Annotated in this window: 14 protein-coding genes and 1 riboswitch; of the genes, 10 read left to right on the top strand and 4 right to left on the bottom strand. The window is 63.4% G+C overall.

Going from position 1 to position 18,417, the window contains the following annotated elements; translation table 11 throughout:
• Positions 1 to 40: 40 nt before the first annotated feature.
• Entirely contained in the window at positions 41 to 3,568 is a 3,528-nt protein-coding gene (gene dnaE / locus NKJ09_RS01280; RefSeq protein ID WP_352495359.1) for a DNA polymerase III subunit alpha, read from the bottom strand.
• Between the two features lie 489 nt (positions 3,569 to 4,057).
• Entirely contained in the window at positions 4,058 to 6,070 is a 2,013-nt protein-coding gene (locus NKJ09_RS01275; protein ID WP_352495360.1) for an acetyl-CoA carboxylase biotin carboxylase subunit, read from the bottom strand.
• Positions 6,071 to 6,283: 213 nt separating this feature from the next.
• Between NKJ09_RS01275 and NKJ09_RS01270 the strand changes: the two genes are divergently transcribed.
• The 6 genes from NKJ09_RS01270 (at position 6,284) to NKJ09_RS01245 (ending at position 11,061) form a co-directional block, all read left to right on the top strand.
• Positions 6,284 to 7,411 carry an S-(hydroxymethyl)glutathione dehydrogenase/class III alcohol dehydrogenase gene (locus NKJ09_RS01270; RefSeq protein WP_352495361.1) on the top strand — a complete coding sequence of 376 codons (1,128 nt, stop codon included), beginning with the start codon at positions 6,284 to 6,286 and terminating at the stop codon, positions 7,409 to 7,411.
• A gap of 73 nt (positions 7,412 to 7,484) precedes the next feature.
• Entirely contained in the window at positions 7,485 to 8,054 is a 570-nt protein-coding gene (gene gfa / locus NKJ09_RS01265) for an S-(hydroxymethyl)glutathione synthase (protein ID WP_352482184.1), read from the top strand.
• 66 nt (positions 8,055 to 8,120) lie between these two features.
• Positions 8,121 to 8,588: a YaiI/YqxD family protein gene (locus NKJ09_RS01260; protein ID WP_352482183.1), complete on the top strand. Its 468-nt coding sequence runs from the start codon at positions 8,121 to 8,123 to the stop codon at positions 8,586 to 8,588.
• A 4-nt stretch (positions 8,589 to 8,592) separates the two neighbouring features.
• Positions 8,593 to 9,270 (top strand): DUF1345 domain-containing protein, encoded by a 678-nt coding sequence (locus NKJ09_RS01255; protein WP_352482182.1) that lies wholly within the window; start codon positions 8,593 to 8,595, stop codon positions 9,268 to 9,270.
• A 101-nt stretch (positions 9,271 to 9,371) separates the two neighbouring features.
• Positions 9,372 to 10,250, top strand: a complete 879-nt coding sequence (locus NKJ09_RS01250) for a cytochrome b/b6 domain-containing protein (protein WP_352495362.1) — start codon at positions 9,372 to 9,374, stop codon at positions 10,248 to 10,250.
• A 1-nt stretch (position 10,251) separates the two neighbouring features.
• Positions 10,252 to 11,061, top strand: coding sequence for a molybdopterin-binding protein (locus NKJ09_RS01245; protein ID WP_352495363.1), 810 nt, complete (start codon positions 10,252 to 10,254; stop codon positions 11,059 to 11,061).
• Between the two features lie 23 nt (positions 11,062 to 11,084).
• On the opposite strand, the gene NKJ09_RS01240 is transcribed toward NKJ09_RS01245, so the two are convergent.
• The gene (locus NKJ09_RS01240) at positions 11,085 to 11,687 is read right to left on the bottom strand and encodes a DUF3011 domain-containing protein (RefSeq protein WP_352495364.1); all 603 of its coding nucleotides are present in this window, start codon (positions 11,685 to 11,687) and stop codon (positions 11,085 to 11,087) included.
• 86 nt (positions 11,688 to 11,773) lie between these two features.
• On the opposite strand from NKJ09_RS01240, the gene NKJ09_RS01235 reads away from it, so the two are divergent.
• Positions 11,774 to 12,604 carry a transporter substrate-binding domain-containing protein gene (locus tag NKJ09_RS01235; RefSeq protein ID WP_352495365.1) on the top strand — a complete coding sequence of 277 codons (831 nt, stop codon included), beginning with the start codon at positions 11,774 to 11,776 and terminating at the stop codon, positions 12,602 to 12,604.
• A gap of 12 nt (positions 12,605 to 12,616) precedes the next feature.
• Here NKJ09_RS01235 and NKJ09_RS01230 read toward each other — a convergent pair whose 3' ends face one another.
• The gene (locus NKJ09_RS01230) at positions 12,617 to 13,615 is read right to left on the bottom strand and encodes a hypothetical protein (RefSeq protein ID WP_352495366.1); all 999 of its coding nucleotides are present in this window, start codon (positions 13,613 to 13,615) and stop codon (positions 12,617 to 12,619) included.
• A gap of 203 nt (positions 13,616 to 13,818) precedes the next feature.
• Positions 13,819 to 13,905: riboswitch (glycine riboswitch) on the top strand.
• 148 nt (positions 13,906 to 14,053) lie between these two features.
• On the opposite strand from NKJ09_RS01230, the gene gcvT reads away from it, so the two are divergent.
• From gcvT to gcvP, 3 genes are read left to right on the top strand one after another with little or no spacing between them, the layout of a single operon-like run.
• On the top strand, positions 14,054 to 15,154 hold the full coding sequence (gene gcvT / locus NKJ09_RS01225) for a glycine cleavage system aminomethyltransferase GcvT (RefSeq protein ID WP_352495367.1): 1,101 nt from the start codon (positions 14,054 to 14,056) through the stop codon (positions 15,152 to 15,154).
• A gap of 5 nt (positions 15,155 to 15,159) precedes the next feature.
• Positions 15,160 to 15,528: a glycine cleavage system protein GcvH gene (gene gcvH / locus NKJ09_RS01220; RefSeq protein WP_352482176.1), complete on the top strand. Its 369-nt coding sequence runs from the start codon at positions 15,160 to 15,162 to the stop codon at positions 15,526 to 15,528.
• A gap of 16 nt (positions 15,529 to 15,544) precedes the next feature.
• Positions 15,545 to 18,355 (top strand): aminomethyl-transferring glycine dehydrogenase, encoded by a 2,811-nt coding sequence (gene gcvP, locus NKJ09_RS01215; protein ID WP_352495368.1) that lies wholly within the window; start codon positions 15,545 to 15,547, stop codon positions 18,353 to 18,355.
• Positions 18,356 to 18,417: the final 62 nt, after the last annotated feature.

The following is an 18,417-nucleotide window of genomic DNA, read 5'->3' as shown; positions in this document are numbered from 1 at the left end:
TGGGCCACCAGCCGTCCAGTGTTGCCAGCCGGGCAGCCGGCTACACCAGCTCCACTTCCACCACGCCTGGCACAGCGCGCATCGCCGACGCGATCTGCGGCGAGACGCGGTAGCGGTTGGGCAACTCAATCTCGACCTCGCCCTCGCCGCCTTCCTTGATGACGATGATGCTCACCTGACTGTCGCCACGCTGCCCAAGTTGCGATTGGATTGTCGATGCCGGTGCGTCATTTCTGACGAAGATGCGCAGCGCTTTCTGGATGCGGCTTGCCTCGTCCTCCAGCGACTGCACGGTCTGGATGCGCAGATTGACGCCTTCCGGCCTGTCCTCGGCCGAAACGGTGATCACCACCGAGCGGCCGGGTTCGAGCAGGTCGCGGTATTGTGCCAGCCCCTCCGAAAACAGCACCGCTTCATACTGGCCCGACGTGTCGGAAAACTGCACGACGCCCATCTTGTTGCCGGTGCGCGTCTTGCGTTCCTGCTTGGTGGTGACGGTACCGGCGAGCCGGCCGGCGGCAGCACCGCGTTTGACGGCGGCCGAAAACTCGCCCCAGGTCTGCACCCGCATTTTCTGCAGCGCCGCCTTGTATTCGTCGAGCGGATGCGCCGAGAGATAGAATCCAACCACCTGGAATTCGCGATGCAGGCGATCGGCGGCGAGCCAGGGGTCGGTCGCCGGCAGGTTGAGTGCCCGCGACTGTGCGCCAAGCGAAGCGCCAAAAATGTCATGCTGGCCGGTGACGGCATTCTGCTGCGCCAGCGATGCCAGCCCCATCATCCGCTCGACGCCGGCCATCATCGCCGCGCGGTCGTGGCCGAAGCAGTCGAGCGCGCCAGCCATGATCAGGCTTTCGAAGACGCGCTTGCCGACGATCTTCGGATCTACCCTTTCGCAGAAATCGGCGAGGCTCTTGAACGGCTTTTCGCCGCGCGTGGCGACGATGTGCTCGACCGCCGCGTCGCCGACGCCCTTGAGCGCGGCCAGCGAATAGAAGATGCGGTTCTCGCCGACCTCGAAATCCCGGAACGACGTCATCACCGATGGCGCCACCACTTCGATGCCGAGACGCAGCGCATCCTGGCGGAAATCGGCGAGCTTGTCCGTATTGCCCATGTCGAGCGTCATCGATGCGGCCAGGAATTCGACCGGGTAATGCGCCTTCAGATAGGCGGTCTGGTACGACACGACGGCATAGGCGGCAGCATGCGATTTGTTGAAACCATAGTCGGCGAACTTTGCCAGCAGGTCGAAAATGAAGTCGGCTTGCGGCTTGCCGACGCCACGCTCGACCGCACCGGAAACAAAGCGCTCGCGCTGCTTGTCCATCTCGGCGCGGATCTTCTTGCCCATGGCGCGGCGCAGCAGATCGGCTTCGCCCAGCGAATAGCCGGAAAGCTCCTGCGCGATCTGCATCACCTGTTCCTGGTAGACGATGACGCCTTGCGTCTCCTTGACGAGATGGTCGATCTTCGGGTGGATCGACGCCATCTCCTCCTCGCCATGCTTTCTGGCGTTGTAGGTCGGGATGTTCTCCATCGGCCCCGGCCGGTAGAGCGCGACCAGCGCGATGATGTCCTCGATACAGTCGGGCCGCATGCCGATCAGCGCCTTGCGCATGCCGGCACTTTCCACTTGGAACACGCCGACCACCTCGCCGCGCGACAGCATGGCGTAGGTTTCCGGGTCGTCGAGCGGAATGTGGGCGAGATCGATCTCGATGCCGCGGCGGCGGATCAGCTTGACCGCCCTGTCCAGCACGGTCAGCGTCTTCAGCCCAAGGAAGTCGAATTTCACCAGCCCGGCCTGCTCGACATACTTCATGTTGAACTGTGTGACCGGCATGTCCGAGCGCGGATCGCGGTACATCGGCACCAGTTCCCACAGCGGCCGGTCGCCGATAACGATACCGGCGGCGTGCGTCGAGGCGTGGCGGTAGAGACCTTCCAGCTTCTGCGCCGTGTCGAGCAGCGTTTGCACGATCGGCTCCCGCTCGGCCTCTTCGGCAAAGCGCGGCTCGTTGGCGATGGCGTCGGCGAGCTTGACCGGATTGGCCGGGTTCGACGGCACCATCTTGCTCAGCTTGTCGACCTGGCCGTAAGGCATCTGCAGCACGCGGCCGACGTCGCGCAGCACCGCGCGCGCCTGTAGTGTGCCGAAGGTGATGATCTGGCCGACCTGGTCGCGGCCGTATTTCTGCTGGACGTAACGGATGACCTCCTCGCGCCGGTCCTGGCAGAAGTCGATGTCGAAGTCGGGCATCGACACGCGATCGGGATTGAGGAAGCGCTCGAACAGCAGCGAAAAGCGCAGCGGATCGATGTCGGTGATGGTCGTCGAATACGCAACCAGCGAGCCGGCGCCCGAACCGCGGCCCGGGCCGACCGGAATGCCTTGTGCCTTGGCCCATTTGATGAAGTCGGCAACGATCAGGAAATAGCCCGGATATTTCATCTTCTCGATGACCCCGAGCTCGAAATCCAGTCTTTCGCGATACTGGTCGGCCGTGTAGCCGGGTGTGAGCCCATGCGCCGCCAGCCGCGCGTCCAGCCCTTCATGCGCCTGCCGGGCAAGCTCCTGCGCCTCCGCTTTAACCGCCGCTTCGGCGTCGGCGACATCGCGGCCGGCAAAGCGCGGCAGGATCGGGTTGCGGGTCTTCGGATAGTAGGAGCAGCGCAGCGCGATCTCGACGGTGTTGTCGATTGCTTCCGGCAGGTCGGCGAACAGCCTCGCCATATCGGCCTGGCTTCTCAGGAAGTGGTCGGGCGAAAGGCGGCGGCGATTGTCGGCCGCAACCACGGAGCCTTCGGCGATGGCGATCAGCGCGTCATGCGCCTCATAGTCTTCACGAGAAAAGAAAAACGCCTCGTTGGTGGCAACCAGCGGCAGATCGTGGCGGTAGGCGAGGTCGACCGACGACTGCTCGATCGTGCGGTCGTAGCCGGACACGCGCTCCAGCTCGACATAGAGCCGGTCGCCGAACAGGCCCTTGAGCGCCAGGAGCCGGGTCTCGGCGAGTTCGCGGCGGTCCTCTTTCAAGGCATTGCCGATCGGGCCTCGCGGCCCGCCCGTAAGGCAGATCAGACCGTCGGAGTGGCCCTGCAGCATCTCGGTCGTCAGATGCACCGCTTCGCCGGGCGGTGTCTCGAGGTAGACGCGGCTGACCAGCCTGACCAGATTGCTGTAACCGGCCTCGGTTGCGGCGATCAGTACGACGGGCCGCATCTCCGGTCCTTGCCGCCTGCGGTCGCGCTGGCTGTCGCTCGCCTCGCCGGAAAAGGCGAGGTCGATCTGGCAGCCGATGATCGGCTGGATGCCGTCCTTCCCGGCTTTCTGGGCGAATTCCAGCGCGCCGAACAGATTGTTGGTATCGGTGACGGCTATTGCCGGGCATTCATCCTGCACCGCATGGCCGACGATCTTGCCGAGTTGCAAGGCACCTTCGAGCAGCGAATAGGCCGAATGCACGCGCAGATGAATGAACCGACGCGCCGCCTGCTCCGCCCGCGACGCCTTTGCATAGGCCTCGCGCAGCAAGGGATCGCGTGGAAGTCTCTCATTCGCCATGGTTTTTTCGCGCCGCCTCACAAGGACTCAGTCGATGAAGATGTATTGTCCGGCACCGGGTAACACGAGTCCAGCGGAAGCGATTGGAGCTTTGGAAGTTTAGAGCAACCGCTGAAGCTGCCAATCTCCCCCCTCGTGGGGGAGATGTCCGGCAGGACAGAGAGGGGCGCTGTCCCGCCGACCTCAGGCCGGAAACAAAAAACCCGCCACAGCGGGCGGGTCGTTGGAGCCAATTAGCACCATACCGAGATTAGTAGCATAGCTGCCGGCACAAAGCAAGAACAAAATACGCCACGACGGCAAAAAGCGAATTCCTCACGGCCTCGCCTGTCCCTCCTCCACTGAGCGTGCCAACCCATTGCAAGGTCGCGTTTCTTCGCGCCCCTCTCTGTCCTGCCGGACATCTCCCCCACGAGGGGGAGATTGGCCGTCACCTCGGCTTTCGCTAATCTCCAACGTCCCAGGCCGGCGCCGAGGCGGATTTCAGCCTCACGCGAATTGCATGATCACCGCATCGACCGCAAGGCTGTCGCCGGGCTTGGCGTTGAGCTTCGATACGATGAGATCGCGCTCGGCGCGCAGCACGTTTTCCATCTTCATCGCCTCGACCACAGCCAGCGTCTCGCCGGCCTTGACCTCCTGCCCCTCGGCAACCGCGATCGACACGACGAGGCCAGGCATCGGGCAGAGCAGCATCTTCGACGTGTCCGGCGCCACTTTTTCCGGCATCAGCCTTTCGAGTTCGGCGGTGCGCGGCAGCATGGCGCGGGCTGTCACAGACATGCCTTTCCAGGCAAGGCGGAACCCGTTCAGCACCGGCCTGACCTGCGCCGCGACTTTGCGGCCGCCGACCTTGCCGCGCCAGATGAGATCGCCCGGCCGCCAGTCGGAGGTCACCCTCAGTGCCTTGTCGCCGTCGATTGTGAGGTCGAGCTCCATCGGAATGGAAATCATGCCTTCGACGATGGCGACCGAAAGATAATCCCGGCCGATCTTCACCGCCCAATCGCGTTTCAAGGCGCCGGAATGCGGCGCCAGCCGCCCGCCCAGCCGGTCGAGCCGGTCGCGGCGCAGCAGTTCGACCGCGGTGGCGATCGCGGCCAGCACCGCTTTCTCCTCGGCGTCTGGCACGATCGGCGCGAAGCCGTCTGGGTATTCCTCGGCGATGAAAGCGGTCGATATCAGCCCTTCCCGCCAGCGCGGATGCTGCATCAGCGCCGCCAGGAACGGTATGTTGTGCTCGATGCCGTCGACAACGAACCTGTCCAGCGCTTCCGACATCGCATCTATTGCCGCAAGCCGTGTCGGCGCCCAGGTGCACAGCTTGGCGACCATCGGATCATAGAACATCGAGATTTCCGAGCCTTCGGTGACGCCAGTATCGTTGCGGATGACTATTTCGCCAAATTGCCCCTCTTCCGGCGGCCGGTATCTCGTCAACCGGCCAATCGACGGCAGAAAGTTGCGATACGGGTCTTCGGCATAGAGGCGGCTTTCCACCGCCCAGCCGTTCAGCTTGATGTCGCCCTGTTTGATGGCGAGCTTTTCGCCGGCCGCCACGCGGATCATCTGCTCGACCAGGTCGATGCCGGTGACCAGTTCCGTCACCGGATGCTCGACCTGCAAGCGCGTATTCATTTCCAGGAAATAGAAGTTCTTGTCGCTATCGACGATGAATTCGACCGTGCCGGCGCTCTGGTAGTCGACCGCCTTGGCCAGCGCCACAGACTGCTCGCCCATGGCTTTGCGGGTCTTGGGATCGAGGAACGGCGACGGCGCCTCCTCTACGACCTTCTGGTTGCGGCGCTGGATCGAGCATTCGCGCTCGCCGAGATAGAGCGTGTTGCCATGCGCGTCGGCAAGCACCTGGATTTCGATATGGCGCGGATCGACGATGAACTTCTCGATGAAGACGCGGTCATCGCCGAACGAGCTTTTGGCTTCCGAGCGCGCCCGGTCGAAGCCGTCGCGCACCTCGGCCTTGCTCCAGGCGATGCGCATGCCCTTGCCGCCGCCGCCGGCCGAGGCCTTGATCATCACGGGATAGCCGATTTCGCCGGCGATCTTTTCGGCATGGGCGACGTTTTCGATGACGCCAAGCCAGCCGGGCACCGTCGAAACCTTGGCCGCGTTGGCGAACTTCTTCGATTCGATCTTGTCGCCCATTGCCTTGATGGCCTTGGGCTTCGGGCCGATGAAGACGATGCCTTCCTGCTCCAGCGCCTCGCAGAAGGATGCCCGCTCGGACAGGAAACCGTAGCCGGGATGCACGGCCTCGGCCCCTGTCGCCTTGCAGGCGGCGATGATCTTTTCCGGGGCCAGATAGCTTTGCGCGGCGGGAGAAGGGCCGATATGCACCGCCTCGTCAGCCATTTCGGCATGCACGGCATCGCGGTCGGCGTCGGAATAGACCGCGACGGTGGCGATGCCCATCTTGCGCGCCGTCTTGATCACACGGCAGGCGATCTCGCCACGGTTGGCGATCAGGATCTTTGTGAACATGCAGGCCTCGTCCCTCGGCTGCCCTTCTTTTCCGGGCTTCCCGTTTTATGGGCTTCAGGGGGCCGGTCAAGGCAAAGTCGGAGCCTATCCCGGACGCAAATCGGCGAGCTCTGACGAAAATCCGGGATCAGAACGTCGCTTCGTGCATAGCGCAGAGCTGAGTGGTAAGTTAAATCTAACCTGGATTGCAGACTGCCATGGGAGGATTGCCTGATGAAAACGCGCGCCGCTGTCGCCGTCGCCGCCGGAAAGCCGCTGGAGATCATGGAGGTCGACCTCGAAGGTCCCCGTGATGGCGAGGTGCTGGTCGAGATCAAGGCAACCGGCATCTGCCACACCGACGAGTTCACACTGTCGGGCGCCGACCCGGAAGGCCTGTTTCCGGCGATCCTCGGCCATGAGGGCGCCGGCATCGTCGTCGACGTCGGCAAGGGCGTCACCTCGGTCAAGAAGGGCGACCATGTCATCCCGCTTTATACGCCGGAATGCCGGCAGTGCCCGTCCTGCCTGTCGCGCAAGACCAACCTCTGCACCGCCATCCGTGCCACGCAGGGTCAAGGCTTGATGCCTGACGGCACGTCGCGCTTCTCGATCGGCAAGGACAAGCTGTTCCACTACATGGGCTGCTCGACCTTCTCCAACTTCACCGTGCTGCCCGAGATCGCGGTGGCCAAGGTCAATGCCGACGCCCCCTTCGACAAGATCTGCTACATCGGCTGCGGCGTCACCACCGGCATCGGCGCGGTGATCAACACGGCCAAGGTCGAGCAAGGCGCGACCGCTGTCGTCTTCGGCCTTGGCGGCATCGGCCTCAACGTCATCCAGGGCCTGCGCCTTGCCGGCGCCGACCTGATCATCGGCGTCGACCTGAACAACGACAAGAAGGCCTGGGGCGAGAAATTCGGCATGACGCATTTCGTCAATCCGAAGGAGATCGACGGCGACATCGTCCCGCATCTCGTCAACATGACCAAGCGCGGTGCCGACCAGATCGGCGGCGCCGACTACACATTCGACTGCACCGGCAACACCAAGGTGATGCGCCAGGCGCTGGAAGCCTCGCATCGCGGCTGGGGCAAGTCGGTCATCATCGGCGTCGCCGGCGCCGGCCAGGAGATTTCGACCAGACCCTTCCAATTGGTCACCGGCCGCACCTGGATGGGCACCGCCTTCGGCGGCGCGCGCGGCCGCACCGATGTGCCAAAAATCGTCGACTGGTACATGGACGGCAAGATCCAGATCGATCCGATGATCACCCATACGCTGAAGCTCGAGGACATCAACAAGGGGTTCGACCTCATGCACGAAGGCAAGTCGATCAGGAGCGTGGTAGTTTACTGAGGAGGAGGAGAAAGCCGCCGGCCAATCAGCCAGCGGCCGAAAATGCACATGTTCAACAAGGGAGGAGACAAAAATGCCGGAAAAACTGCATCCGAAAATCGACAATGGACTGCCCAGGGAAAAGGCCGACTTTGCCGGCGGGACGCTGGTCTGCGCCTGCACCAGCAATCCGGTCAAGGTGAAGGTCAAGGGCCAGATCGCCCACAACCATGCCTGCGGCTGCACCAAATGCTGGAAGCCGGAAGGCGCACTGTTCTCGGTGGTGGCGGTGGCCGGTACAACCGACGTGACGGTCACCGAAAACGGCGACAAGCTGAGGATCGTCGATCCGGGCGCGCTGATCCTGCGCCATGCCTGCACCGGCTGCGGCGTCCACATGCACGGCCCGGTCGAGCGCGACCACGCTTTCAAGGGGCTGTCCTTCATCCATCCGGAGCGCTTCCAGGAGGACGGCTGGTCGCCTCCGGGCTTCACCGCCTTCGTCTCGTCGATCATCGAATCCGGTGTCGATCCGAGCCGTATGGACGGCATAAGGTCACAGCTGAAGTCGATCGGGCTCGAGCCTTATGACTGCCTCAATCCTGGCTTGATGGACTATATCGCCACCTGGACGGCAAAGAGATCCGGCGCGTTGCCGGCCTAGTAGCCGCTCGACTATCATCGATCGAGCCGGGCGACGTCGCCCGGCTCTTTCACATTTGGAACAACGATGCCCGCACCCGCTATTCTCGTCGATGCCGATGCCTGCCCAGTGAAGGCCGAGGTCGAAAAGGTCGCCGAGCGGCACGGCATCGTCGTCACCTTCGTCTCCAATGGCGGCTTGCGTCCATCGCGCGATCCGATGATCCGCAATGTCGTCGTCTCCAAGGGTGCGGACGCCGCCGACGACTGGATTGTCGAAAATGCCCGGCCCAACGACATCGTGGTGACCGCCGACATCCCGCTTGCTGCCCGCGCGGTGGCGCTTGGCGCCCATGTACTCGGCCCGACGGGACGCCCGTTTACGCCTGAGACGATCGGCATGGCGGTGGCGATGCGCGACCTCAAGCAGCACCTGCGCGAGACCGGCGAAAGCAAGGGCTACAATTCGAGCTTCGCGCCGCAGGATCGCTCGCGGTTTCTCGGCGAGCTTGACCGCATCTTGCGGCGGGCGCTGAAATCCGCCTCAGCGGACTGAAACCATGACGACCGGTACCCCCACCAGGATGCCCATGCAACGCCACACGCCGTTCGCGCTGTCGGCCTGCATCGGCGTGGCAGCCTTCGCCGCAGCGCTGATCTGGCGTGCGCCGCTTGCCTATTCGATCGGCGCCAATGTGTTCTTTGCCGCCTATCTCTGTCTTGTCGTCGCTCACATGCCGCGGCTTACTGGCAGCTATCTGCGCAAGAATGCAGGCGACACGGACCTGCCGGTGCTGGCCATCTTCGCGGTCACGCTGGTTGTGGTCGCAATTGCCATCATCTCGTTGTTTCAATTGATCAACAGGGAGAAGAGCGCGGATCCCGTCGAGCTTACGGTGGCGTTGTTGTCTATCCCGCTTGGCTGGTTGACCATCCATGCGATGGCGGCACTTCACTACGCACATCTCTATTGGTTGGACGGCGACGCGATGGATGGCGACACCAAAAAGAAAATTCCGGTCGGCGGCCTCGACTTCCCGGGCGGCAAACGGCCGGAAGGCTCGGATTTCCTCTATTTTGCGACAGTGATCGGCATGACGGCGCAAACTGCCGACACCAACATCACAACCTCGCAAATGCGCCGTGTCGTGCTTGTGCATTCGATCCTGTCGTTCTTCTTCAACACGGTGATCGTGGCAGCCGCGGTCAACCTCGCAGTCAGCCTCGGCAGTCCGTAATAAATCCGGGATCGGGTGAAACATCGCTTAAGCTGGCGACGTATTGGGAGGAGAAGAGATCTGACAGGCCGCGGCGAACGTGCGGCCGGAGGGAACAACAGATGGAATCGCTTGCCAGAAACCAAGCCGCCGAAGCAGATACCGCCGCGCCGAGCGATGCGACGCTGATCTATCGGCAGTCGCGCTGGACGCGGCTGACGCATTGGCTGTGGGCGATCGCGCTGTTCTTCATGCTGCTTTCCGGTCTGCAAATATTTAACGCCCGCCCACAGCTCTACATCGGCAAGGAGTCGGGCTTTGGCTACAACAACACCATCTTCGCCATTGGCGCCGAAAACACGGTGACTGGCCCGCGCGGCTACACCGACATCTTCGGCAAGCGCTTCGATACCACCGGCGTGCTCGGCTGGTCGGGTCCGGCCGGCCAGGAGACCTCCCGCGCCTTCCCGTCCTGGGCGACGATCCCTTCCTACTACGATCTCGGCACCGCGCGCGTCGTTCATTTCTTTTTCGCCTGGGTGCTGACCACCACGCTGCTGGTCTGGCTGGTCGCCAGTCTGATCAACGGCCATTTGCGGCGCGATCTTGCCCCGCGCCTCGATGATATCAGGCGGCTGCCGCGAGACATTGTCGACCACGCCAGGTTCCGGTTCCACCACAGGCGCGAATACAACACGCTGCAGAAGATGGCTTATGGCGGCGTGCTGTTCGTGCTGCTGCCGCTGATGATCGTCACCGGCCTGGCCATGTCGCCGAGCATGAACTCGGTACTGCCATTCCTGAACGACCTGCTCGGCGGCCGGCAGACGGCGCGCACCATTCATTTCACGGTGATGCTGCTGCTCGTCGCCTTCTTCATCATCCACATCCTGATGATCCTCGCCGCCGGCCCGATCAACGAGCTGCGTTCGATCATCACCGGCTGGTACCGAACCGACCCGCCGGCGCATGGCGACAAAGCACCCGAGAGGAGCGCCTGACATGGCGAAATTCGAGATCAGCCCCAAGCTACAGATAAGCCGAAGAAAGTTCCTGACCTCGGCCAGCTTGGGCCTTTCCGGCATCATGCTTTCGGGCTGCGATGCCTTCGACAGCCAGCTTGGCGTCGGCGACGGCCTGCGCAGTTTCCTCGAAAGCGCCAATGGCCTGACCTGGCGGGCGCAGCGGCTGCTTGCCGGCCGTGACGCGCTGGCGCCGGAGTTCACCGAGGCCGACATTCGCCAGCCGCAGCGGCCGAACGGCGTCACAGCGCCCGACGACGATTTCTACAACGGCCTGCTCGCCAACGATTTCGCCGACTGGCGGCTGGAGGTTTCCGGCCTCGTCGAAAAACCGCTGTCGCTGAGCCGCGACCAACTGATGAACATGCCGAGCCGCACCCAGATCACCCGCCACGACTGCGTCGAGGGCTGGAGCTGCATTGCCAAATGGACCGGCACGCCGCTGTCGCTGGTGCTCGACCAGGCGGTGGTCAAGCCGCAGGCGCGCTACGTCATCTTCCACTGCCTCGATACGATCGACCGCAGCCTTGCCGGCGATATCAAATATTACGGCTCGATCGACCTGATCGATGCCCGTCATCCGCAGACGATCCTTGCCTATGGCCTCAACGGCAAGCCGTTGCCGGTCGAAAACGGCGCGCCGCTGCGCGTCCGCGTCGAGCGCCAGCTCGGCTACAAAATGCCGAAATACCTCACCAAGATCGAGCTGGTCGACGGCTTCGCCAATGTCGGCGGCGGCAGAGGCGGCTATTGGGAGGACAATGGCTACGACTGGTACGGCGGCATCTGACCGAAACCTGACTTAAGCCTCATCTAACTGTCGTCGTCGCTGTCGTCGCCGTCGCTGCGCAGGGCCGGATTCAGATCAGGATTGTCGTCAGGGGTAACAAGCTTCCCCAGCCCGTGCGGTCCTTGGTAGTTGCCGTGGGTATCGAAGTTGGGATTGCCCTGATTGTCGAATTGCGGCGTCGGATCGATCGATTGGTCGTAACGGCGCGGGCGCGGCTTCGGATAGTAATTGTCGGAATGATGGCGGTGCGAATTGCCGTTGTCGAGAATGGCGCCTACCACGCCGCCGACGATAATGGCTGCAGCGACGTCGCCAGCAGAGGGATTGCGGTTGGGGCCGGCGACTGCGAATTCGGCCGAGCAACCATTGTCGACCCAGATGCCGCCGCCGTCATAGCCCCAGCTTCTACCATATACGCAACGCGCCTTCGAAAGCCTGGAGGTCAACTGCACGCCACGTCGCGTATCGATCCCGCAATAGGAATAGCGGTAATCGGCGCTGGAGCAGACCATGCGTTTTGCCCCCGCAGCCTGCGCTGCCGCCGGCAGCAACGAAAGCTTCGCCGGGTTGCCCAGGATGCAAACCAGGAACATCATCGAACTGCTAACCGCCATCCGTGCCGACATCGCAACTCTCCATCAGGGTCCGCTATCGACAGAATGGCACCTCTGTGTAAATCTGACAACCGGACGGGCTCAGCGAGGTTATATTAATGCGCGCTAAGCTGATCGCCACAACTATACTTGCCCTTTCTGCCTGGTTGGCTTTGTCGCTGCTGCCAGCCCGGGCGGATGACAGCCTCAAGCGCATCATCGACCAGAAGACACTGACGGTCGGCGTGGCGCTCAACCCGCCATGGATCCTCAAGAAGGCCGACGGGAAGTTCGCCGGCTATGATGTCGACCTGACCAATGCGCTGGCGTCTGATCTCGGCGTCGACCTGAAGCTGGTCGAGGTGCATTGGAACGACCTCAAGACACGACTGCTCAAGGGTGATTTCGACATGATCGCGGCGGGCTACGCCAGCACGCCGGAACGCGCACGCGAGGTGGTGTTCTCCAACCAGACCGGTACCGCCGATATCCGCATGGTTGCGACGATCGCCAGCCTTGGGAAAAGGCCGGGAAAGGCAGTAGCGGCGCCGGGATACAAGATCGCCGTGTTGTCCAATTCCACCGATGAAGCCGCCGCGAAGGAAGCTTTTCCTAAGGCGACCATCCTGTCTTTCGACAATACCTCAGATGTTTTCGCCGCGATCATCGGCGGCGACGCACAGGCGATGGTCGCCACATCGCCAACGCCGCAAATGGCCGCCAGGCTCTATGACGCGAAATTGAAAATGGTGGGCGGTCCGCTGTTGCGGACGCCGGAGGCGTTTGCCATGCGGCCGGACGATGTCCGCCTCATCCAATACGTCAACAACTGGATCGGCGCGCGTACCGCTGACGGCACCATAGGCGGCGTGCGCCGCTACTGGTTCGGCAGCTTCAAATGGATGTCGCGGTTCGACACCGGCGCCAAGCCGGAACCTGCCAAGCAATAGGTTGGCGACCTGTTATGCGACCTTGTCGATCAGCGGCTTGAGCGCCGGGTGGATTTCCGGCGAGGCGTGCTTGATCAGCGTCAGCAACGCACGCTCGTTCTCCTGCAGCGGCCGGTCGCCGATGTGTTCAGCTAGCCATTTCGCCTCGCCGGCATCGACCGTCTCGGCGCGGCGGGCCAGAGCCTCGGCTGCGTTGTTCCTCGATTCCCATTCGGCCTCGACGTCGCCCGGTGAACGATAGGCCTCCATAATGCCGGACAGGCCACCCGACACCATGCGGCTGAAGAAACCGCCGATCTCCGGATCGGCCTGCTCGAAAAAAGCATCCCGGCGCAGCGCCACATCGCGCACCGGCGCTTCGTAGCCGGCCGAACACATGACGAAATTGGCGATCGCCTTGACGAACAGATCGTTCCACGACGGATCATTGTCGCCCGCCACTGTCCGCTCGTTGATCTTGAACAGCACCTCGGCCTCGGCGCGGCTGATGGCGATGTTGCCATCGCCGCCATAGGCGTAAAGGATGCGGCGCAACAGCTCGACCTCAGCCTTGGCTATCGACCCAGGGATAAGCCTGCCGCCGGTCGTCAGCGGCCCCTTGCCATCCACGACCGCATGAGCGACCTGCTCCAGCGCATAGCCGGAAAGCGTGCTCGGCGATGATTTGGCAACTTCCAGCACGTGCACTAGCAGCTCGAGTTCGGTTCGGCTGTCATCCATGCCGTCGCGCGAAATCGCCCGGATCAGCCAGTCGGCATTGTCCTGGGAAACATAGCCGGCCGGCTGTTCCTGGTGGACGATGAAGTCGGTGACGGCCTCGACGAAAAACTCGAGCCATTCCGCGCATTTGTCCCTCGCCGTCGCGTCGAGCGCAAACAGCGCCTCGGCCTCGCCGCGCGTTACCACGCCGTCGCCGAACACTTCGCCGCGCAGCATGACCACGTCTTCCGCCGTGATCCGATTTTTCGAGGTCAGCCCGGCCACTGGCGCGCTCATGATCAATTCGCCCATTTTGTTCCCCGCCCGCCGCCGGCAATTGCCGGCCCTTATCCGGCATATCAGCAAGGTCTTGAGAAACCGGCAAGCGGCGTGGTTAGCGAAGGCTTGCCTGTAAAGAAGGCCCGCAGAAGACTGCCAGTAAAAATGTCGCTGGCAGGTGACAAGGTGTCGTCCACGGGCTATGGATGACGAGTCGAGGGCTCTTAACCGAGTCCTACCTGTTTGCGGGAGAGAGCAGCGAGAGCTGCCGCCGAAGGGGAAATCGCCCGAAATCTCTCAGGCAAAAGAACCGTAGACGGGAAAGACACTCTGGAAAGTCGGGGCTTGCCCCCGCGCCGAAGGTGTAAGCGCTGCCGACAGAGTTACGGGGCGCGAGTCTCTCAGGCTTCAGACAGAGGGGCACGGACTGGTCGCCATTCGCGACCGCTTGCGTGCGACTCTGGAGATGACATGACGGGCGACGACACCAAACACCTTCCCCTCGAAGATCTGCACATGGCAGCCGGTGCGCGCTTCGGCGCCTTCGCCGGCTGGTCGATGCCGCTGACCTATCCGGCCGGCGTGATGAAGGAGCATCTTCACAGCCGCGAGCATGCCGGCCTGTTCGACATCTCGCACATGAAGCTGTTCGAAATCAGCGGCCCGGGCGCAGCAGCGCTTCTGAACCGCGCCTGCCCGTTCGATGCCGGCGCGCTTCAGGTTTCCCAGTCCAAATACACGTTCTTCCTCAATGAGGCCGCCGGAATACTCGACGATCTGATCGTCACCAGGCTCGGCGTCGAGCGCTTCATGATGGTCGCCAATGCCGGCAACGCCGCCGCCGACGAAAAGCATCTGCGTGAACTTGCCGAGGATTTCGACGTGAAGGTGGACGCGCTCGACCGCGTCTTCCTGGCCATCCAGGGCCCCGAGGCATGGGCTGCCCTTTCCCGCGCCGGCATCGAGACCGGTTCGCTGGTGTTCATGCACGGCATCGAGCCGCGCGAAAACTGGTTCATGAGCCGGTCGGGCTATACCGGCGAAGACGGTTTCGAGATCGGCCTGCCGGAAGCGGACGCGCGAACCCTCGTCACCAGGTTGCTCGAGGACGAGCGAGTGATGTGGATCGGCCTTGCCGCCCGCGACAGCCTGCGGCTCGAAGCAGGACTGTGCCTGCACGGGCTGGACATCACGCCGGAGATCGATCCGGCCAGCGCCGGGCTGATGTGGGCCATCCCCAAGGAGGTTCGCGCCTCTGGCGCGTTCATCGGCGCCGATGCATTGCGCGCCATCCTGGAGCGCGGCCCGGCGCAAAAACGCGTCGGCCTGAAGCCGGACGGCCGCCAGCCGGTGCGCGCCGGTGCTGCCCTTTTCGACGCCGACGGCAACCCTGCCGGCCATGTCACCTCAGGCGGCTTCGGCCCCTCGGCCGGTCATCCGGTGGCAATGGGCTACGTCCGGACGCCGCTTGCCAAGCCCGGCACAAGACTGTTCGCCGATGTCCGCGGGACGAAAATCCCGGTCGACATCCACCCCTTGCCCTTCACGCCCCATCGCTACCGCAAAGGATGATTTCAATGGCAAAGACCTATTTCACCGAAGATCACGAATGGCTTCGCGTCGAGGGCGGCATCGCCACCGTCGGCATCACCGATTACGCGCAGCAGCAGCTCGGTGACCTCGTCTTCGTCGAACTGCCTGAGCCAGGGAAAAAGCTGGCCAAGGGCGATACGGCCGTGGTGGTCGAATCGGTCAAGGCGGCATCGGACGTCTACGCACCAGTCGACGGCGAGATCACCGAAGCCAACACCGCGCTGTCGGCCGATCCTTCGCTCGTCAATTCGGCGGCAACCGGCGACGGCTGGCTGTGGAAGATGAAGCTGGCCAATGAGAGCCAGCTCGACGGCCTCCTCGATGAAGCCGCTTACAAAGCCCATATTGGTTGATAGCAGGACCAGCAAGATGACCGCAGCACCCTACCCCTTCTCGGCTCGCCATATCGGCCCGGGCCTCCAAGACGTCAGAGCCATGCTGGCCACGATCGGCGTTCCCTCGGTCGAGACGCTGATCAGCCAGGCAGTGCCGAAGTCGATCCGGCTCGACCGTCCATTGGCCTTGCCCGCCGCTGCAAGCGAAGCGGAAGCGCTGACCGAGCTCGCGGCGACGATGGCAAAGAACACGGTGCTGAAGAGCTTCATCGGTAGCGGCTATCATGGCGTCCACGTGCCGCCGGTGATCCAGCGCAACCTGTTCGAGAACCCGGCCTGGTATACGGCTTACACGCCTTACCAAGCCGAGATCAGCCAGGGCCGGCTGGAAATGCTGTTCAACTTCCAGACGCTGGTCACCGAGCTGACCGGCTTGCCGGTGGCGTCGGCCTCGCTGCTCGACGAGGCGACGGCGGTGGCCGAAGCGGTCGGCATTGCGCTGCGCCATCATCGCGACAAGCGCACCAAGGTGGCACTGGCCGGCACGCCGCACCCGCAGACGCTGGACGTCGTTCGCACCCGCGCCGAACCGCTCGGCATCGAGGTCGACGGCGAGGTGATCGACGACAACACCGCCGCCCTGCTGGTCTCCTGGCCCGATACATTCGGCGTCTATGGCAATCACAAGGCAGCGATCGACAAGGCCCGCGCTGCCGGCGCGCTGGTCGTCTTCATTGCCGATCCGTTGGGCCTGACGCTGACCGACGCGCCAGCCAGGCTTGGCGCCGACATCGCCGTCGGCCCGATGCAGCGTTTTGGCGTGCCGATGGGCTTTGGCGGGCCGCACGCCGCCTATTGCGCCGTGTCCGACAGGCTGACGCGGCTGATGCCCGGCCGGCTCGTTGGCCAGTCGACGGACAGCAAGGGCCGTCCCGGATATCGCCTGGCCTTGCAGACACGCGAGCAGCATATCCGCCGCGACAAGGCGACCTCCAACATCTGCACCGCACAGGCGCTGCTCGCCAACATAGCGACGGCCTATGCGATCTGGCATGGCCCTGCCGGGCTGCAGGCGATTGCCGGCCGCGTCCACACGCTGGCCAACCGCCTGGCTGCCGGCCTCAAGGCAGCAGGCGTTTCGGTGCTCGGCGGAAGCCGCTTCGACACGGTGACCGTGGAACTGAAGGGCAGAGCCGCCGCACTTGCCGCCGCCGCCGAGAAGACCGGCCGGCTGCTGCGTGTCATCGACGCCGACCATGTCGGCATCAGCTTTGACGAGACCTCCACCGAGGCCGATCTGGAGGCGATCGCAGCACTTTTCGGCGCCAAGGCCGGCGTTGCCGCCGGCAGTTCCATGCCAGGAAAACCGCGCGGCAAGGAGTTCCTCACCCAGCCCGTCTTCCGCGAAAACCACTCGGAAACCGACATGATGCGCTTCTTGCGCCGGCTGTCCGACAAGGACCTGGCGCTCGACCGCGCCATGATCCCGCTCGGCTCCTGCACCATGAAGCTCAACGCCGCCGCCGAAATGATGCCGGTAAGCTGGCCCGATGTCGCCAACCTGCATCCCTTTGCCCCGGCGAGCCATTCGGTAGGCTATCGCGCCATGATCGACGAGCTGGAAGGCTGGCTGGCGGAGATCACCGGCTTCGACGCGGTGACCCTGCAGCCCAATGCCGGCAGCCAGGGCGAATATGCAGGGCTGCTCGCCATTCGCGGCTATCATTTGTCGCGTGGCGAAGGCCATCGCACCGTCTGCCTGATCCCGTCCTCGGCGCATGGCACCAATCCGGCAAGTGCGGCCATGGCCGGCATGAGTGTCGTCGTCGTGCGCTGCACCGAGGACGGCAATATCGACATGGAAGACTTGCAGGCCAAGGCGGCCGAGCATGCAAAAGACCTCGCGGCGCTGATGTTCACCTATCCTTCGACGCATGGTGTTTTCGAGGAAGGCGCCCGCGACCTCTGTGCGCTCGTCCACAGCCATGGCGGCCAGGTCTATTTCGACGGCGCCAATCTCAACGCTCTGGTCGGCCTCGCCCGTCCCGGCGATATCGGTGCCGATGTCTGCCACATGAACCTGCACAAGACCTTCTGCATTCCACATGGCGGCGGCGGCCCCGGCGTCGGCCCGATCGGCGTCAAGGCGCATCTGAAGCCATATCTGCCCGGACACGTCACCGAAGGCTCGGCCCATGCCGTGGCGGCGGCACCGTTCGGCAGCGCCTCGATCCTGCCGATCACCTGGATGTATATCCGCATGATGGGCGCTTCCGGCCTGAAGCAGGCGACCGAGACGGCGATCATCTCCGCCAACTACGTGGCGACGCGGCTTGGCGAGCATTTCCCCCTGCTTTACAAGGGGCGCAACGGACGCGTTGCGCATGAATGCATCCTCGACACCCGCGTGCTCAAGGACAGCGCCGGCATCAGCGTCGACGATATCGCCAAGCGGCTGATCGACTATGGCTTCCACGCGCCGACCATGTCGTTCCCGGTGGCCGGCACGCTGATGGTCGAGCCGACCGAATCCGAGCCCAAGCGCGAGCTGGATCGTTTCTGCGAAGCCATGATCGCCATAGCCGGCGAGGCAGCCAAGGTGGCGAAGGGCGAATGGCCCTTGGCCGACAATCCTCTGGTCAATGCGCCACATACCGCCGCCGAGGCGTTGGCCGGCCAGTGGACCCATCCCTATTCGCGCCTGGAAGCGGCCTACCCCGCCGGCGATGCCGATACGGCGGCAAAATACTGGCCACCGGTGTCACGCATCGACAACGTCGCTGGCGACCGCAACCTGGTCTGCTCCTGCCCGCCGCTGTCGGAATATCTGGGTGCGGCGGAGTAGACCATGATCCCGAAGAGTGGAATCCGGTTTTCGGACAAGATCATGGTCTAACAAGAAGATAG

The organism is Mesorhizobium sp. M0189, from assembly GCF_040322135.1.
Lineage (GTDB): Bacteria > Pseudomonadota > Alphaproteobacteria > Rhizobiales > Rhizobiaceae > Mesorhizobium.
This window is presented reverse-complemented; position numbering and strand designations above follow the sequence as displayed.

What these genes read in the sequence shown, in the direction of transcription:
- gfa (WP_352482184.1), top strand. Translation starts at nt 7,485, where the DNA reads ATGCCGGAAAAACTGCATCCGAAAATCGACAATGGACTGCCCAGGGAA.
- NKJ09_RS01270 (WP_352495361.1), top strand. Translation starts at nt 6,284, where the DNA reads ATGAAAACGCGCGCCGCTGTCGCCGTCGCCGCCGGAAAGCCGCTGGAG.
- gcvH (WP_352482176.1), top strand. Translation starts at nt 15,160, where the DNA reads ATGGCAAAGACCTATTTCACCGAAGATCACGAATGGCTTCGCGTCGAG.
- gcvP (WP_352495368.1), top strand. Translation starts at nt 15,545, where the DNA reads ATGACCGCAGCACCCTACCCCTTCTCGGCTCGCCATATCGGCCCGGGC.
- NKJ09_RS01230 (WP_352495366.1), bottom strand. Translation starts at nt 13,615, where the DNA reads ATGGGCGAATTGATCATGAGCGCGCCAGTGGCCGGGCTGACCTCGAAA.
- NKJ09_RS01260 (WP_352482183.1), top strand. Translation starts at nt 8,121, where the DNA reads ATGCCCGCACCCGCTATTCTCGTCGATGCCGATGCCTGCCCAGTGAAG.
- NKJ09_RS01240 (WP_352495364.1), bottom strand. Translation starts at nt 11,687, where the DNA reads ATGTCGGCACGGATGGCGGTTAGCAGTTCGATGATGTTCCTGGTTTGC.
- NKJ09_RS01235 (WP_352495365.1), top strand. Translation starts at nt 11,774, where the DNA reads ATGCGCGCTAAGCTGATCGCCACAACTATACTTGCCCTTTCTGCCTGG.
- gcvT (WP_352495367.1), top strand. Translation starts at nt 14,054, where the DNA reads ATGACGGGCGACGACACCAAACACCTTCCCCTCGAAGATCTGCACATG.
- NKJ09_RS01250 (WP_352495362.1), top strand. Translation starts at nt 9,372, where the DNA reads ATGGAATCGCTTGCCAGAAACCAAGCCGCCGAAGCAGATACCGCCGCG.
- NKJ09_RS01255 (WP_352482182.1), top strand. Translation starts at nt 8,593, where the DNA reads ATGACGACCGGTACCCCCACCAGGATGCCCATGCAACGCCACACGCCG.
- dnaE (WP_352495359.1), bottom strand. Translation starts at nt 3,568, where the DNA reads ATGGCGAATGAGAGACTTCCACGCGATCCCTTGCTGCGCGAGGCCTAT.
- NKJ09_RS01275 (WP_352495360.1), bottom strand. Translation starts at nt 6,070, where the DNA reads ATGTTCACAAAGATCCTGATCGCCAACCGTGGCGAGATCGCCTGCCGT.
- NKJ09_RS01245 (WP_352495363.1), top strand. Translation starts at nt 10,252, where the DNA reads ATGGCGAAATTCGAGATCAGCCCCAAGCTACAGATAAGCCGAAGAAAG.